The organism is Planobispora rosea, from assembly GCF_014648175.1.
GTDB lineage: Bacteria > Actinomycetota > Actinomycetes > Streptosporangiales > Streptosporangiaceae > Planobispora > Planobispora rosea.
The window spans coordinates 18,848-34,070 of the sequence record NZ_BMQP01000030.1 but is presented as its reverse complement, the minus strand read 5'-3'; the positions used below and the strand labels follow the sequence as shown (position 1 = coordinate 34,070).

The 15,223-nt window shown below is 70.7% G+C and carries 18 protein-coding genes; 7 read left to right on the top strand and 11 right to left on the bottom strand.

All coding sequences use genetic code 11. The features are described 5' to 3' along the window. Positions 1 to 20 precede the first annotated feature (20 nt). The 3 genes from IEZ08_RS26350 (at position 21) to IEZ08_RS26340 (ending at position 2,393) form a co-directional block, all read left to right on the top strand. Positions 21 to 671, top strand: coding sequence for a hypothetical protein (locus tag IEZ08_RS26350; RefSeq protein ID WP_189243212.1), 651 nt, complete (start codon positions 21 to 23; stop codon positions 669 to 671). Between the two features lie 61 nt (positions 672 to 732). Then, complete coding sequence (locus IEZ08_RS26345; protein ID WP_068921006.1) at positions 733 to 1,395, top strand: hypothetical protein; 663 nt, start codon at positions 733 to 735, stop codon at positions 1,393 to 1,395. After that, positions 1,392 to 2,393 (top strand): hypothetical protein, encoded by a 1,002-nt coding sequence (locus IEZ08_RS26340; RefSeq protein WP_141703546.1) that lies wholly within the window; start codon positions 1,392 to 1,394, stop codon positions 2,391 to 2,393. The genes IEZ08_RS26345 and IEZ08_RS26340 overlap by 4 nt, the downstream gene beginning before the upstream one ends. Here IEZ08_RS26340 and IEZ08_RS26335 read toward each other — a convergent pair. The 10 genes from IEZ08_RS26335 to IEZ08_RS26295 form a co-directional block, all read right to left on the bottom strand. Then, the gene (locus tag IEZ08_RS26335; RefSeq protein ID WP_141703545.1) at positions 2,383 to 3,693 is read right to left on the bottom strand and encodes a hypothetical protein; all 1,311 of its coding nucleotides are present in this window, start codon (positions 3,691 to 3,693) and stop codon (positions 2,383 to 2,385) included. The genes IEZ08_RS26340 and IEZ08_RS26335 overlap by 11 nt on opposite strands. 98 nt (positions 3,694 to 3,791) lie before the next feature. Further along, on the bottom strand, positions 3,792 to 4,094 hold the full coding sequence (locus IEZ08_RS26330; RefSeq protein WP_189243211.1) for a DUF1416 domain-containing protein: 303 nt from the start codon (positions 4,092 to 4,094) through the stop codon (positions 3,792 to 3,794). After that, on the bottom strand, positions 4,094 to 4,933 hold the full coding sequence (locus IEZ08_RS26325) for a sulfurtransferase (RefSeq protein ID WP_068920999.1): 840 nt from the start codon (positions 4,931 to 4,933) through the stop codon (positions 4,094 to 4,096). The genes IEZ08_RS26330 and IEZ08_RS26325 overlap by 1 nt, the downstream gene beginning before the upstream one ends. A gap of 15 nt (positions 4,934 to 4,948) precedes the next feature. After that, positions 4,949 to 5,347 (bottom strand): DUF4395 domain-containing protein, encoded by a 399-nt coding sequence (locus IEZ08_RS26320; protein WP_068920997.1) that lies wholly within the window; start codon positions 5,345 to 5,347, stop codon positions 4,949 to 4,951. 62 nt (positions 5,348 to 5,409) lie between these two features. After that, positions 5,410 to 5,493: a putative leader peptide gene (locus tag IEZ08_RS40675; protein WP_373294383.1), complete on the bottom strand. Its 84-nt coding sequence runs from the start codon at positions 5,491 to 5,493 to the stop codon at positions 5,410 to 5,412. Positions 5,494 to 5,605: 112 nt separating this feature from the next. Continuing rightward, complete coding sequence (locus IEZ08_RS26315) at positions 5,606 to 6,034, bottom strand: TlpA family protein disulfide reductase (RefSeq protein WP_203863652.1); 429 nt, start codon at positions 6,032 to 6,034, stop codon at positions 5,606 to 5,608. Positions 6,035 to 6,164: 130 nt separating this feature from the next. Then, positions 6,165 to 7,073: a zf-HC2 domain-containing protein gene (locus IEZ08_RS26310; protein WP_141703544.1), complete on the bottom strand. Its 909-nt coding sequence runs from the start codon at positions 7,071 to 7,073 to the stop codon at positions 6,165 to 6,167. Next, on the bottom strand, positions 7,070 to 7,621 hold the full coding sequence (locus IEZ08_RS26305) for a sigma-70 family RNA polymerase sigma factor (RefSeq protein WP_068928337.1): 552 nt from the start codon (positions 7,619 to 7,621) through the stop codon (positions 7,070 to 7,072). Before IEZ08_RS26305 ends, IEZ08_RS26310 begins: the two co-directional genes overlap by 4 nt. Before the next feature lie 34 nt (positions 7,622 to 7,655). Beyond that, entirely contained in the window at positions 7,656 to 8,336 is a 681-nt protein-coding gene (locus IEZ08_RS26300; protein ID WP_068920992.1) for an LmeA family phospholipid-binding protein, read from the bottom strand. Between the two features lie 161 nt (positions 8,337 to 8,497). After that, positions 8,498 to 8,749, bottom strand: coding sequence for a MoaD/ThiS family protein (locus tag IEZ08_RS26295; RefSeq protein WP_068920991.1), 252 nt, complete (start codon positions 8,747 to 8,749; stop codon positions 8,498 to 8,500). Positions 8,750 to 9,022: 273 nt separating this feature from the next. Between IEZ08_RS26295 and IEZ08_RS26290 the strand changes: the two genes are divergently transcribed. Continuing rightward, positions 9,023 to 9,736, top strand: a complete 714-nt coding sequence (locus tag IEZ08_RS26290; protein ID WP_068920989.1) for a response regulator transcription factor — start codon at positions 9,023 to 9,025, stop codon at positions 9,734 to 9,736. A 91-nt stretch (positions 9,737 to 9,827) separates the two neighbouring features. Here the strand turns inward: IEZ08_RS26290 and IEZ08_RS26285 are convergent, their stop codons facing one another. After that, a complete protein-coding gene (locus IEZ08_RS26285; RefSeq protein ID WP_229803503.1) occupies positions 9,828 to 11,627 on the bottom strand; it encodes a bifunctional metallophosphatase/5'-nucleotidase in 1,800 nt (599 codons plus the stop codon). A 207-nt stretch (positions 11,628 to 11,834) separates the two neighbouring features. On the opposite strand from IEZ08_RS26285, the gene mshD reads away from it, so the two are divergent. The 3 genes from mshD to IEZ08_RS26270 all read left to right on the top strand — a co-directional run bounded on the left by mshD (position 11,835) and on the right by IEZ08_RS26270 (position 15,024). After that, positions 11,835 to 12,740 (top strand): mycothiol synthase, encoded by a 906-nt coding sequence (gene mshD / locus IEZ08_RS26280; RefSeq protein ID WP_068920988.1) that lies wholly within the window; start codon positions 11,835 to 11,837, stop codon positions 12,738 to 12,740. Positions 12,741 to 12,928: 188 nt separating this feature from the next. After that, complete coding sequence (locus IEZ08_RS26275) at positions 12,929 to 13,732, top strand: alpha/beta fold hydrolase (RefSeq protein WP_068920986.1); 804 nt, start codon at positions 12,929 to 12,931, stop codon at positions 13,730 to 13,732. A gap of 50 nt (positions 13,733 to 13,782) precedes the next feature. Beyond that, a complete protein-coding gene (locus IEZ08_RS26270) occupies positions 13,783 to 15,024 on the top strand; it encodes a PP2C family protein-serine/threonine phosphatase (RefSeq protein WP_229803501.1) in 1,242 nt (413 codons plus the stop codon). Positions 15,025 to 15,223: the final 199 nt, after the last annotated feature.

The following is a 15,223-nucleotide window of genomic DNA, read 5'->3' as shown; positions in this document are numbered from 1 at the left end:
AGCTACTACCATCCTTTGTCATGACGTCTCCCCCCGGTGGCGGTACCCGACGGCGACGCCCGGTCGCGGTACCCCTCGCCATTCTGGCGGTCGCCACCGGCCTGGGAATCACCGCCGCCCTCGGCGGATTCGCAAAGGCGCCCGAGGCGCCTCCCGAACAGCTCGGCCCCGGTGCAACCGTCGACCAGAAACTGTTCCTGACGAAGTTCGTGGCGTCGCGGACGGCGTTCCAGCCCGACGTGTACGGCGGTGAGGGCAAACGGTTCCTGGAAATCGAGCTTGAGGTCACCAACAAGAGCGACCGGACCCAATTGGTGGGTTCTCCGGGGCACGCGGGCAAGAAGGGCCTGCTCTATGCCCAGTCCCTGCTCAAGATGACCCCGGAGATCAAGAACGAGTTCGGCCCGATCTCCGCGATCACGGACGAGGGGGTCCCGAGCCGGCAGCTCCATCCGGGGATGACCGCCACCGTCGTGCTCCGGTACGAGCTGGAGCGGGGACAGCGGGCGCCGGAGCAGGTCACGTTCGACGTCGGGGTCTTCGACCCGGAGCCCCCCGGATTCAGCGCGGATCCCGACCTGACCCTGGAGCCCGAGAGCGACGTGGAGGGGGCGCCGCCCGAGGTCGAGGCGCGGGTCACCCTCCCCGTCCGGCGAGGCGGGACCGGCTGATGCGCCCCGTGCCCCTTGCGACGGCCTCCATGTCCCTCCTCCCGCACGGGGGAGGCCGCCGATGAGCACCGTGACCCCCAGCCGCCCCGGGACGACCACCACCCCTCGTCCCGCCTCCCGGCCCCCGAGCCGGCTGCGCCGGGCGGGCGCGGTGATCGCCGGAATCGCCCTGGCCGCCGCCGCGGTGGCCGTCCAGGCCGTCGCACTGGAGCACGAGGATCGCCTCGGCAACCTGACCTGGACCGGGCGGATCGGAGACGAGGTCGTCGCCTCCCGGTTCAGCGCGCGGGTCACCGGGGTGCACGGCGCCAAGAGCATCCAGATCACGGACGTCACGGACAAGGTGGAGAAGGCGACCACTTCGGGACTCTTCGTGATCGTCGAGGTGGGGGCGACCGCCCACCGGGAGCCGCAGAAGTTCGGGCCCCCGGTGCTCCTGGCCGAGGACGGCAAGCGCTATGCGGCCACCGACAAGGTGAAGCCCTCGCTGACCATCACCCACCCCTACATCCAGCCGGGCTGGTGGACCGAGGGCGTGGCGGTCTTCGAGGTCCCGGTCGCGGCCCTGACCGGCGCCCGGATCGTACTGCCGCTGACGAACGGGTTCTTCATCAAGGAGGCCAACCTTCCGGAGGTCGAGATCGACCTCGGCCTGGACGACGCGGCCACGCAGCGCCTGATCGCCGGAGCCGAGGACGTCTACCCGATGGGAGGGAAGAAGTGACAGGCACCCCGCGCCCGGAGGACGAGACTCCCCGCGACTGGTTCGCCCCCCGCCGGAACACTCCTCCCGCTGCACAGGACGGCCCCCCGCCCCTTCCGTCCCGGCATGCCGCCGCCTCCCCGGCCCTCCCCCGGCGGCAGCCCGCCGTCCCCGCCGTCCCCGCAGCCCCCGCCGTCCCCGCGGCCCAACCGCTGGGCTCGTGGCCGCCCCGTTCCCGGCGGGTCTTCTCCGACCAGCAGGTCTGGCCGCCTCGCCCCGCTCCCCCCGACGAGTCCCGGGAAGCCTCCACCCAGCCCTTCCCCGCCATCCCGGCGGCGCCGCTTCCCCGTCACGGCTTCACCGCCCCGCCCCGGGAACGGGTGGGAGGTCCCGCCGCCGTACCGGAACAGGAGCAGGCGTCCGGACCCGCGAGCCCTTCCCCGCCGCGTCGCCGTACCGCGCTGCGGCTCGCCGGGGTGGTCGTGGCCGCGGCCCTGGCCATCGGGATCCCCTCGTGGGACGCCCACGTCTTCTACCGGAGCGGGAATCCCGTCCACACGGTCCACACCGTCGAGCCGGGCGGCACCGGCACGCTCATGCAGGTGGCCTGGCAGGTCAAGGTCGAGCAGGCCGACAGCCTGCCGGGTCTCGGACCCGCCAAGCCCGGCCGGCAGTGGCTGAAGATCACGGTGACCAGGACCTCGCTGGACATGGAGGGCGTGGTCCGCAGCGCCGACCCCGAGATCAAGGTCAAACACCCCGACGGCCGCACCTGGCAGACGGAGACCGTCGGCAAGGACCTTCCCCTGGAGATCAAGGAGCACCAGGTCGGCACCCCCTACCGCTACGACGTGATCGGTGTGGTGCCCGAGGAAGTCGCCGGCCAGGTCCAGGTCCACGTCATCCCCAACCCGGCCCGGCTGTCGCTGGAGAAGCAGAGCGTTGAGGAGCTGTTCCAGAAGGACCCCGCCGCGGAGAAGCCCGCGCCTCCGGACCAGGTGCTGCTGTTCAGGCGGTGAGCGCCTGGCCCGCCTCCCGCATCCGGGTGGCCGCGATGTCGAAGGTCGCCGCCAGCAGGCAGACCGTCGGCACCGTCACCGCCAGGTCCCACGCGAAGTTCATGGGAGCGCCGAACAGCAGCCAGAAGTGGGGGAAGTCGCTGCCGATCAACGTCCGGACCCCCCGTTCGGCGTACTCGGCCCCGACGTGGATCGCCACATAGCACAGGCAGAACGTGCCGAACAGCGCCGCGCCGCCCCGCGTGACGAGACGGAAGGCGTTGGCGGGCGGGACCCAGCGCTCCTGGAACCCGCTCGCCGAGGTGGTCACGGTCGTCCGGGTGAGGGCGTGCGTGCGGTCCATCCGGTCGGCCACGGTGTCCAGCCGGGTTCCCCGCACGACGGCGCGCGTGTCCTGGGCGAACGCGCCGTAGACGAGCGCGGCGATCGTCAGCCAGGTCAGCGGTGTGATCAGCGCGTCCACGATGAGCGGCCACACGTCCGCGACGCCCTCCCAGAACTCCTTCCAGCCCGGAATCGTCCTGTCGGCCTGCTCCAGCCAGTCCTCGACCGTGGCCGTCACGACCCGCTCGTCCAGCCACTGCGACCATGCCTGGGTGAGGGTGAATATCGCGTTGAGGCCGTAGAAGGCGAAGCCCAGCTCGAAGAAGGCGGTGAGCATGCCGCTCGCCTTACCCCTCCCGTTGGTGTGCCACCACGCGAACAACAGCTTGAGCAGGTAGGCCACCACGGCGATCGCCGCCGAGATCCACACCTCCATGCCGGTGAGCAGGGTCCCGGCCTCCCACTCGGCCCCGGTGAAAGCCCCGGCGAAGGACTCGTCGATCCGCTTCATGGTGTCGAGTGCGACCAGTTCCCGGGCGTCCTCCACGTGGAACCTCCAGGCGAGGTAGATCGTGGCGAAGACCAGGGTGGCCCGGTTGAGCGCGCCGAACAGGCTCTCGTCGGCCTCGCCCCCCGCCCGGCGGGCCCGGATCTCCCGGAGCGCGCCGCGCACCGAGTGCAGCATGCCGACGATGATCACAAGCTCGTTCAGCACGATCAGGGTGAAGACGAGCACCACGGCGACGAGCCGCACCTGCCGGTGGTCCCCGTGGGCGACCTCCGTGGCCGTCCACATCAGCGCCGCGCGGACCGCCTGCCCGGCCGAGAACCAGAGCACCAGCGAGAGCGCGCAGGAGCCGAGGATCCTGAACGTGTGCCCGGGCAGCGACCGCGCCGAGAGGGAGCGGGCGGCGGGAGCCGGGGGCGGAGGCTCGGAAGGGGGCGCTGATGGGGGCAGAACAGACGTTCCGGACACCCGACGAATCGTAGCGATCAGGACGGTGGCCGTACACGAAAAACCGGCACCCCTCCGCGGTGGGAGAGATGCCGGTTCCTACGTCGGCGGGACCCCGGTCAGAGGGTCACGGACAGCTGGGTGACCTCGCCCAGGCGGGCCTGGGCGGGGATGTCCTTGGTGACGCCGCCGCCCGCGATGATGCGGACGGTCCAGTCACCGGGAGCGGCGAAGAAACGGAAGACGCCCTCGTCGGAGACCACGACCTCGCCGGTGAACTCACCGGAGTGGTCCAGCAGGCGGGCGTAGGCCCGGCCGGCGCCGGACACGACGCCCTGGATGACGGCCTGGGTCGACAGGTCGATCCCGGCGGGAAGGGCAACGGTCTGCTCAGGTGCGGCGCACCCCTGGGCAACAGTCATCAGCGGGCCTCTCCCAGCTCGATCGGCACGCCCACGAGCGAGCCGTACTCGGTCCACGAACCGTCGTAGTTCTTGACGTTGGGCTGCTCGAGCAGCTCGTGCAGCACGAACCAGCTGTGCGCCGAGCGCTCGCCGATGCGGCAGTAGGCGATGGTGTCCTTGCCGAAGTCGACGCCCTCGCCGGCGTAGAGCGACTGCAGCTCCTCGTTGGACTTGAAGGTGCCGTCGTCGTTGGCAGCCTTGGACCACGGGATGTTGCGGGCGGTGGGCACGTGGCCGCCGCGCTGGGCCTGCTCCTGCGGGAGGTGGGCCGGGGCGAGCAGCTTGCCGGTGAACTCGTCGGGCGAGCGCACGTCGACCAGGTTGAGCTTGCCGATCGCGGCCACGACGTCGTCGCGGAAGGCGCGGATGGACAGGTCCTGGTCCTTGGCCGTGTAGGTGGTGGCCGGGCGCTCGACGACCTCGGTGACCAGCTCGCGGGAGTCGAGCTCCCACTTCTTGCGGCCGCCGTCGAGGAGCTTGACGTTCTCGTGGCCGTAGAGCTTGAAGTACCAGTAGGCGTAGGCGGCGAACCAGTTGTTGTTGCCGCCGTAGAGCACCACGGTGTCGTCGTTGGCGATGCCCCGGGCCGACAGCAGGGCGGAGAAGCCCTCGCGGTCCACGAAGTCGCGGCGGACCGGGTCCTGGAGGTCCTGCCTCCAGTCGATCTTCACGGCGCCACGGATGTGGCCCTTGTCGTAGGCGCTGGTGTCCTCGTCGACCTCGACGAGAACGACACCAGGGGTGTCGAGGTTGGCCTCGACCCAGTCAGCGTCCACCAGGGCGGCGGAGCGGCTCATGGGATTCCTCCGGGGTTATCTTGCGGCGGGCAGTATCCGGCGAATGATCAGGTACATCTCGCAGCCGAGGCAGAAGCCGAACGCGGCGTTGAGGAAGGCGGCGAACAGGGCCGCGGCAGTGGCGCCAAGGGCCAGTGGCGTGATCTGGGTTGTGTATCCGACCATACCCACCAGGGCGAAGATGAGTCCGACCAGCTGCGCGAACCGCGGTGGCCGGGCGTCCTCCAACTCCCGGGGAGGGCTTTTCACTATCCCTTTGAAGACCATCCCGTACGGCGAGGCGCCGAACGCTCCCAGTGCGAACACCACGGCCTGGGCCGCCAGCAGCCACGCGCTGTCCAGGATGAGGACGAGCGAGAGGACCACGGTGGTGACGGCCGCGGCGAAGCGGAGAGCGCGGGGATCGGCTTGCATCGCTCGATGCTCCTACAGGGGTTGTGCAGATCGGTGCGGCTCGGAGCCGCTTGAGATCGCCCTTAGGAGTCGCGACAGAGCGCGGTGGCGACGCGGCAGAAGTCAACCGCGCGCCGCTTGGTGAGCAGCTCTGTCGTGGGGTGCATGCGGACGACATTACCCCGGCGTTCCGGTATCTGTCACATCCTTGTCCAGTTCGTGAGACAACGATGCCCGAAAGGCGGTAAGGTGCCCGCCCGGCACCGGAGGATCCGCTGCTCAGCCCTCGACGGCCTGTCCCAGGGCCGCGATGACGTCGGCCTTGCGCGGCTGGCCCGAGGCGCGCTTCACGACGCGGCCGGAGGGGTCGAGGACGAACACGGTCGGGGTGCGCAGGATGTTCAGGGAGCGGACCAGCTCCAGCCGGGACTCCGCGTCGATCTCCACGTGCGCGACGCCGGGCACCATCTCCGCCACCTCGGTGAGGATCCGTCGGGTCGCCCGGCAGGGCTGGCAGAACGCGCTGGAGAACTGCACCAGTGTGGCCCGCTCGCCCAGCTCCGCGCCCAGGTCGTCCGTCGTCAGCCGTTCCACGCCGCCGTCCTCAACGTCTCGCGGCACGCCGTCGCGCCGCCGTACGACCACGCCCACGAGCGTGGCCACGGCGAGTGTCGCGGCCACCACGGCCAGCCCGGTCACTCCAGCCATCGAGCACGACAACACCCGGCGGCACCGGCCCATTCCCGCCGCTCCGGCCAGTCCGGTCGGAAGCCGCGGAAGCGGCCGGAGCGGTCGGAGCGGCCGGAAGCCGGCGCGCGACGGCTCCGGCCCGATCCGGTCAGCCCTTGCCGGCGGGGACCTTGAGCAGCACCCGCCCGCCGGAGGTGACGAACTCGAACCTCTCGATGCCGCCCGGCGGGATCGTGACCGAGCCGGGGAAACCGCCCGCCTCGTTGTAGGCCGACTCGTTGACGATCCAGTTCCCGGCCGTCTGGCGGCTCCCGTCGGAGGCGACCACGTCCAGCCGGAAGCGGGTGCCCCGGGCGACCCCGGAGATCATGACCTCGACCGCGGTCCCCTTCCCGTCCGGCCGCGCGGTCACCGTGGCGCGGACGGTCCCGTCCTCGCCTTCCGCCACCAGCTCACCCGGGTCGCCCGGGTCACCCATCGCGACGTCGGGAACCGGAGAGGCCTTACGTGAGGCGATGTCCTCGGGCGCCGGGCTCTCGGGCGCCGGGCTCTCGGACGCCGGGCTCTCGGACGCCGGGCTCTCGGACGCCGGGCTCTCGGGCGCCCTGCTGGGGGCCGCCTTCGCGTCCGCGCCGGGAGCGTCCTCGGCGTACAGGGACGCGCCGGCGGCGCTGTCCGACGCGGCCTCCGGCGCGGACTGCGCCGTCGTCGCCGGCTCGACCCCGATCCCGGCGGTCGTCGCCCAGTAGGCCCCGCCGAGCCCGATCACCACGGCCGACGCCGCCAGCGAGAGCACCGTCCGAGCCAGCCTGCGCCGCCGTACCCGGGCGCTGAGCAGGCGGTCGAGCACCGCTCGCGGAGGGCTGGCCACCTGGGCGACGTCGTCCTCCGACGCCCGGCCCAGGAAACCGGCGACCCCGTTCAGCTCCGCCAGCTCCGCGCGGCAGTCCGCGCACCCTTCGAGGTGCGCGTCCACCAGCGCCCGCTCCTCCGGATCCAGCGCCCCGAGGACGTACACCCCGAGGGAGATCCGGGCTTCGTCACAGGTCATGCTCATGGCGCCAGCCCCCGCTCCTCCAGCGCCAGCTTCAGCGCCCGGAGTGCGTAGTACGTACGTGATTTCACCGTTCCCGGAGGAATGCCGAGCGTCTCCGCCGCCTCCTTCACCGACTTCCCCTGGTAGTAGACCTCGGTGAGCACCTCGCGGTGCTCCGGCCGGAGCGCGGCGATCGCCTCGGCGACCGCCCACGACTCCACGGCCCGTTCCAGCTCGTCGTCGGCGGGCACGACGGCGAGCGCCTCGTCCCCCGTCTCCTGGGGACGCGACCTGCGTGCCCGGTGCTGGTCGAAGACGAGGTTGCGGGCCACCGTGAACAGCCAAGCGCGGATCGAACCGCCGCTGAGCGCGTCAGGATGCCGCCAGGCCCGCAGCAGCGTCTCCTGCACGACGTCCTCCGCTCTCCCCGAATCGCCCGTCAGCCTCAGGGCGTAGCCGTACAGTGGCCCGCCGTGCTCGTCGAAGAGCGCTCTGACGAGCTGCTCGTCGGCGGTTCCGGCGTGACTCACACCCCCACGACGTACGGCGGGGCGGTTCGGTTCAGGCATGGCCGGATCGACTTCGGGCACGCGGCCCGCTCCTTTACCCCCGCAGCGGGACGTCCGCCGCCTCGGCCGTGATCCGGAGCCCTTCGGCGGTGGGCTCCACCCCGGTCACCTTGAGGTTGAACGGCAGCTTCCCGAGCGGGATGCGGTAGGTGATGAACCGCTCGGGGTCCGGCACCGTGATGCCGCCGCCGAGCGTGACCTTCTCGGGGGTGAAGCGGATGCCGCCCTCGGCCAGGTCGATCTTCATCCTGGCCTTCACCGGCACCTTCTGGCCCAGGAAGGTGATCTCCCCGTCGACGTCGAGGCCCGCGTCACTGACCTGGATCTTGATTCCCTGGGGCGCCCTCTGGTTCAGCACCTCCTCGGGAAGCACCACCGAACCCACCACCCGCTCGGCCCGGATGTCCACCTGGTCGGCGCGGAGCACCAGATCCGACAGGGGGGCGGTCACCCCGTACAGCGTGGCGTCCACGTCGGACATGCGGATGCCCGCGAGGGTCATCGCGCCCATGTCGACCTTGACCTCGTCATAGCGCCCGGCGACCGCCTGGGTCAGGAACGGGATCCCCTCGATGGTCACCTGGGGCGGGGCCGCCAGGTCGTAGCGGGCGGTGGCCTGGGTGGCGATCTCCTTCTCCACCCCGGCGACCGCGACCCGGTCCAGGATCGCGACGAGGACGAACAGCAGGATCAGAAAGGCGAGCAGCTTGCGCATCCGACTCCTCGTCGTTCGTTCCCGGCCCTGCTCCCACCCGGGCGGGGACGGTGATCCCGGGGTTCAGGACAGGGTGCCACGGAGCACGTCCCCCGGCAATCTCATCCGAAACGCGGACGTCGGCGCAGACGTCAACGCAGACGTCGGCCTCCCGCGAGACGTCATCCTCCCGCGAAAGGCGGGAGGACCTCCACCGTCGCGCCCTCCGGGAGCACGACCGCGTCATGCGCCCTCAGGCCCACCGGGTCCCCGTCCACCAGGAAGGACGAGCGGGCGGTCACCCGCTTCAGCTCATCGCGACCCGCGGTGATGTTCGTCACCAATTCCGCCAGGGTCACGGCCTCGAACGGTTCCTCCGCGGTCCCCGCCGCATCCTTGGCCGCCGCCCAGTAGCGGATCGTTCCCGTCGCCATGTGGCATCCAACTCCTCGAAGACTTCCATTGTGAGGTTACGGTTACGTGGAATTAACCGCATATCAACTGTTCACCACGTGGACGATCAGTGGACGCCCCTTCTTCGTCGGATATCCTCGCCTACAGGACCTGGGCGACGTAGCCCCCGGGTCCTTACGTGTTTTTTGTACGGCTACCGCCGGCATGACGCGCAAAGGAGGCATCGTGACCCACCGGGAGAAGCGGGCCGCCGCACGCGACGGTCTGGGGGACGGCCCGGCGAAGGAGTGCCCGTGAGCAACCTCCTGCTTCTCACCAATGCCCTGGAACCCTCCGCCGAGGTGCTCCCGGCCCTGGGACTGCTGCTGCACTCGGTCCGCGTCGCGCCGGCCGAGGCGTCGGCGCTGATCGACGCCCCACCCGCCGACGCGATCCTCGTCGACGCGCGCCGCGAACTCGTCCAGGCCAAGAGCCTGTGCCGGCTGCTGCGGACCACCGGCCTCGACTGCCCCCTCCTGGTGATCGTCACCGAGGGCGGCCTGGCCGCGATGACCGCCGAGTGGGGCGCGGACGACGTCGTCCTCGACAGCGCCGGCCCTGCCGAGGTCGAGGCCAGGCTCCGGATGGCCGTGGGCCGGCTGAACCTGACGGCCGCCGACGAGACCCCCGACGAGATCCGCAACGGCGACCTGTCCATCGACGAGGCCACCTACACCGCCCGGCTCCGCGGCCGCGCGCTGGACCTGACCTTCAAGGAGTTCGAGCTCCTGAAGTACCTGGCGCAGCACCCGGGGCGGGTGTTCACCCGGGCCCAGCTGCTCCAGGAGGTCTGGGGCTACGACTACTTCGGCGGCACCCGGACCGTGGACGTCCACGTCCGGCGGCTCCGCGCCAAACTCGGCGCCGAGTACGAGTCGCTGATCGGAACGGTCCGCAACGTCGGCTACCGCTTCGTTCCCGAGCGCGGGAGCGAGCCCTCCGACGACCGCGAACCCGCCCGCCGCTGAACACGGGAAGGGCCCGCCGGACGATCCGGCGGGCCCTTCTCCTGTCGCTGTCACATCCGCACGGGCCGGGCCTGTACGGCTACCGCCACCGCTACGGCTTGACCGTGATGTGGTCGGGGACCGGCGGCGAGAGCACCGGGTTGGCCGCGAAGTAGGCGGCGAAGGCGTCGATGTCGAGCGGGCCGCTCCACACGTCGGTGCCCAGTTCGAAGGTGTCGAAGGCGTCACCGCCGCCGACGAGGAAGTTGTTGGCGGCGACCCGGATGGTCTGGGTGTCCGTCACGGGCACACCGTCGATCTTCATGTCGGAGATCTTCGAGCCCCACGGCGCACTGGCGCTGTAGGCGTAGGTGAAGTTCGACGACGGCTGCAGGATCTTGGTGAAGGCCTGCTTGTTGGGCCCGCCGGTGAACTGCTCCTCCAGGACGGTCTTGAGCTGGGCGCCGGTCAGGGTGACCACCTGCACGAGGTTGTTGAACGGCTGGACCGTGAAGGCCTCGCCGTACGTCACCACGCCGTCGCCCTCGCCCGCGGGCGAGCTGGCGTAGGTGAGGCTGGCCCGCACGCCGCCCGGGTTCATCAGGGCGATCTGGGCGTTGCCGCCGGTCCTGGTCGCGGCGAGCTGGCCGTCGGCGATGAGGTTGCCGAGCGGGGACTCACCGGAGGCGACGGCCGTGTTGACGATGTCGGCCGTGATCTTCCCGATCGGCTTGTTGGCGACCGTGGAGACGCGGTCCTTCCAGGTCTGGACGAACGCGGAGATCTCCGGGTCCGGGGCGACGGTCCGGGTCACGACGTGGTTGTCGGCGACCACCGAGGACCGCACGACGTCGCGGGTCCGCGTGTCCACCCGGAAGTCGACCTGGGTGATCACCCGCCCGAACGAGCCGCCCTGGCTGTAGAGGCGCTGGTTGCCCTTGGGGTCGGTCACCGTGCACAGGTAGGCCTGGTGCGAGTGACCGCTGAGGATCATGTCGATCTCGGCGTCCACCTGGGTGGCGATGCGGTTGCCCGCGCCGGGCACGGCGCTGCAGGTGTCGGGCGACTGGTTCGGGGTGACCTGGTCGCCCTCGTGCACCAGCACGACCTGGGCCTTGACACCGACCAGCTTGAGCAGCCGGGAGGCGACGTTGGCGGCCTTGACCTCGTCGATGAACTCCAGGTCCTTGATGCCCGCGGCGGTGACGATGTTCGGGGTGGTCTGGGTGACCAGGCCGATGAAGCCGACCGGCACGCCGTTCATCCAGCGCACGGAGACCGGGGGCAGCGCCGGGATCCCGTAGTCCTTCAGCAGCGCGCGCAGCGAGTTCGGGTTCGCCTTGCCTCCGAGGGCCTTAAGAACCTCCTTCTCCGCGGTGGTGCTCTTCCGCTTGAGGAGGACGTTGGCGCCGATGTAGTCGTACTTGGCGCCCTTCCACTCACCTGCGGGCGAGCAGCCGTCAACCGGGTGGCAGCCGCCGTACATGATGCGCTTGAGCTCGTCGTAGCCCTCGTCGAACTCGTGGTTGCCCACGGCGGAGGTGGTGACGCCGACCTTGCCGAGGAACTCGACCGACGGCTCGTCGTGGAAGGCCGCCGAGACCAGCGGGGTGCCGCCGATCAGGTCGCCCTGGGCGACCTTCAGCGTGTTCTTGTCGGACAGTTGCTTGAGGTGGGTGGCGACGTAGGCCGCACCGCCGGCCTCGACCGTGGCGCCGTGCTCGTCGACCATGCGGCCCGAGGAACCGGTCGGGGGCTCCAGGTGGCCGTGGAAGTCGTTGAGGGAGAGCAGGCGGACCGGGACCGTCTTGGCGGGCTTGTTGCCCGCCTCGGCCGGTCCTGTCGCGATCACGAGCCCGGCCGAGGCGAGGACGCCGGCCAGGGCCAACCGCTGGAAGGAACGGGACATCATGAAACACGACATTAGAGCCGTTATCTATGCAACGAATGTCCGCAAGGTAACGATTCACCCTGCTCTGAGATGGCGTTTCTTGCCAACGGCCGGACGCTCGGGCCGTTCAGGACGCACTCCCTCTGCCCGACGGCGCCCCCGGCGATCGGCGACGGCTCCGGCAGCCCGGTGGTTTCCGTGGATCATCCTCCCCTTAGAGTCCAGAGCATGAACGTGCGCGTGGAACACCGGGGACATCTCGACCAGGCAGAGGTCGCCGCCGTCCTCGACGTGGTCAGGGCCGCCACGGAGACCGACGGGGTCCGGCCTCTCAACGAACATGTGATGCTGCACCTGCGGTACGGAGGTGACGAGCGCGCGGGCGCCGTACTCCTCTACGCCGGCGACGAGCTCGCCGGGTACGCGCACGTGGATCCCACGGACCCGGTCGAGGGGCCCAGCGGGGAGCTGGTGGTCCACCCCGGCCACCGGCGGCGGGGGTACGGGCGCCGCCTGCTGGAGGCCGTACTGGAGCGGACCGGGGGCAGGCTGCGGCTCTGGGCCCACGGAGGGCATCCCGGCGCCGAGGCGCTCGCGACGGCCGCGGGGCTGGTGAAGGTGCGCTCACTGTGGCAGATGCGCCGCCCGCTGGACGCGCCGATCGGCGAGTACGAGCTTCCCGAGGGAGTACGGCTGCGCACCTTCGACCCCGAGACCGACAGGGAGGCATGGGTGGCGCTGAACGCCCGCGCCTTCATGACCCATCCGGAGCAGGGGGCCTGGACGCTGGAGGACCTGAAGCGGCGCGAGCAGGAGTCGTGGTTCGATCCGGACGGCTTCTTCCTGGCCGTGCGCGGGGACCGGCCGGTCGGCTTCCACTGGACCAAGGTGCACGGGGAGGGCGACCACGCCCACGGGCCGATCGGCGAGGTCTACGTGGTCGGCGTGGACCCCGCCGAGCAGGGCGGTGGGCTGGGCCGGTCGCTCACCCTGGCGGGCCTGGCCTATCTGCGCTCGCGCGGCCTGCCGCAGGTGATGCTGTACGTGGACGAGAGCAACGCCGCGGCGGTCCGCCTCTACGAGAGGCTGGGGTTCACCCGGTGGAACACCGACGTGATGTTCCAGAAGTCCTAGCGACGGCCGGTCGCCGTCCTGCCGTCGCCGTCCTGCTGCCCGCGGCGCCTGGGGTACCGTTCTACTTTCACCCTTTGATGCCGTTCGAGGTATCAACCGGCAAGGTACGGCCAAACGACCAAGCGGAATTATTTCCATCTGCCAGGGAAAACACGCGGCAGAATGGAACAAACGGGAGGATAACCCCCATGGACGTCCGCCGCAGGAACAACGTCGTGACGACCGGTCGCCCCGACGGGCCGGCGGTGATCCTGGCACACGGGTTCGGCTGCGACCAGAACATGTGGCGCATGGTGGTGCCCGCGCTGGCGGCCGACTACCGGGTGGTGCTGTTCGACTACGTCGGCTCGGGCGGCTCGGACCTGTCGGCGTGGAGCGAGGAGCGCTACGCCCGCCTCGACGGCTACGCCCAGGACGTGGTGGAGATCTGCCGGGAGCTGGACCTGCGCGAGGCGGCGTTCGTGGGTCACTCGGTGAGCGCCATGGTCGGCGTGCTGGCCGCGGCCCTGGCGCCCGAGCACATCGGCTCGCTGGTGATGGTCACCCCCTCCCCCTGCTACATCGACGACGACGGTTACCGGGGAGGCTTCAGCGCCGAGGACATCGACGAGCTGCTCGCCTCCCTGGAGTCGAACTACCTGGGCTGGTCCTCGGCGATGGCCCCAGTGATCATGGGTAACCCGGACCGGCCCGAGCTGGGCCGGGAACTGACCAACAGCTTCTGCGCCACCGACCCCGACATGGCCCGTGTCTTCGCCCGCACCACGTTCCTGACCGACTCCCGTGACGACCTCAAGACGGTGACCGTTCCCACGCTGGTGCTGGAGTGCACCGAGGACGTGATCGCTCCACGCGAGGTCGGCGCCTACGTGCACGCGGCGATCCCCGGCAGCCGCCTGGTGACGCTCGACGCCACCGGCCACTGCCCCCAGCTGAGCGCGCCCGAGGCCACCGGCCAGGCGATCGTCGCGTTTCTCGCGTCACTCCGTTGATGGGCTGCGTCGGGCGGGATCCCGCACCCCCCGGCGACGGGGACGACGGCATGTCCACCAACGCCGCCTTCACGGCGCTGCTGGAGGACAGCGCCGAGGAACTGTACGAGAACGCTCCCTGCGGCTACCTGTCCACACTCATGGACGGCACCATCGCCAAGATCAACGCTACCCTGCTGGAATGGCTCGGTCTGACCCGCGACCGGGTGGTGGGCCGGATGCGCTTCGCCGACCTGCTGACCGTCGGCGGCAAGCTCTACCACGAGACGCACTTCGCCCCGTTGCTGCGGATGCAGGGTCAGATCAGCGGAATCGCCCTGGAGCTCAGGTGCGTCACCGGCGAACGGCTGCCGGTCCTGGTCACCTCCGCCATCAAGTACAGCCGCCGGGGCGAGCCGATGCTGATCCGCACCACCGTCTTCGACGCCCGTGAGCGCCGCGCCTACGAGGAGGAGCTGCTCCGCGCCCGCAAGGCGGCGGAGCAGGCGGCCCGCGAGTCGGAGAAGGACCGGGTCCGCCTGCAGGAGGCCCTCGCCGTACTCCAGCAGAGCCTGCTGCCGGCCGCCCTGCCCAGGGTCCCCGGCCTGCTGACGGACTCGCACTACCACACCGCCTCGCCGGACCAGCTCGGCGGAGACTTCTACGACCTGTTCGCGCTGGACGACAGACGCTGGGCGTTCTTCCTGGGCGACGTGTGCGGCAAGGGCCCCGAGGCCGCCGCGATGACATCGCTGACGCGCTACACGCTGCGCGGCGCGGCCATGCACGACCCCGACCCGGTCGCCGTCCTCACCACCCTCAACACCGTGCTGCACGAGCGGTACAGCGCCGGCGACCCGCGCTACTGCACCGTCGTCTTCGGCGTCCTGGAGCCCGATGACGACAGCGGCGGGTTCTCCGTCCATCTGGGCTCCGGCGGCCATCCTCCGGCGCTCGTCGTGCGCGCCGGGGGCGGCGCCGATTACCTGCCCACCCCGGGCGGGCTCCTCGTCGGGGTCCTGGCCCAGGCGTCCTTCGTCACCGCCCGCACCACCCTGCGGCCGGGCGACACCCTCCTGCTCTACACCGACGGCCTCACCGAGGCCCACACGGGCCCCGGCGCGTCCCTTTTCGGCGAGGACGCCCTGCGCGCGTTCGTCGGGGGCCTCGCGCCCGATCAGGTGGTGCCCGCACTGCGCGGCCTGCTCGGCGACTTCGGCGACGGCCTGACCGACGACACCGCCCTGCTCGCCCTCGGCGTACCGGCCCGGCCCGGACCGGGTGAACGCCGAGCTGAGCGAACACCGAGCTGAGCGAACACCGAGCTGAGCGAACACCGAGCTGAGCGAACACCGAGCTGAGTGAACACCGAACCGGACGCACATCGGACCCCGCGAACGTCGGACCCAGTGAACGCCGGACCCCGCGAACGCCGGCCCCTGCGAACGTCGCGCCGTATACGGCGAAGGCCCCGGCCGGGCGGACAGGCTCTCCGGGTCACGGGATCCCGGG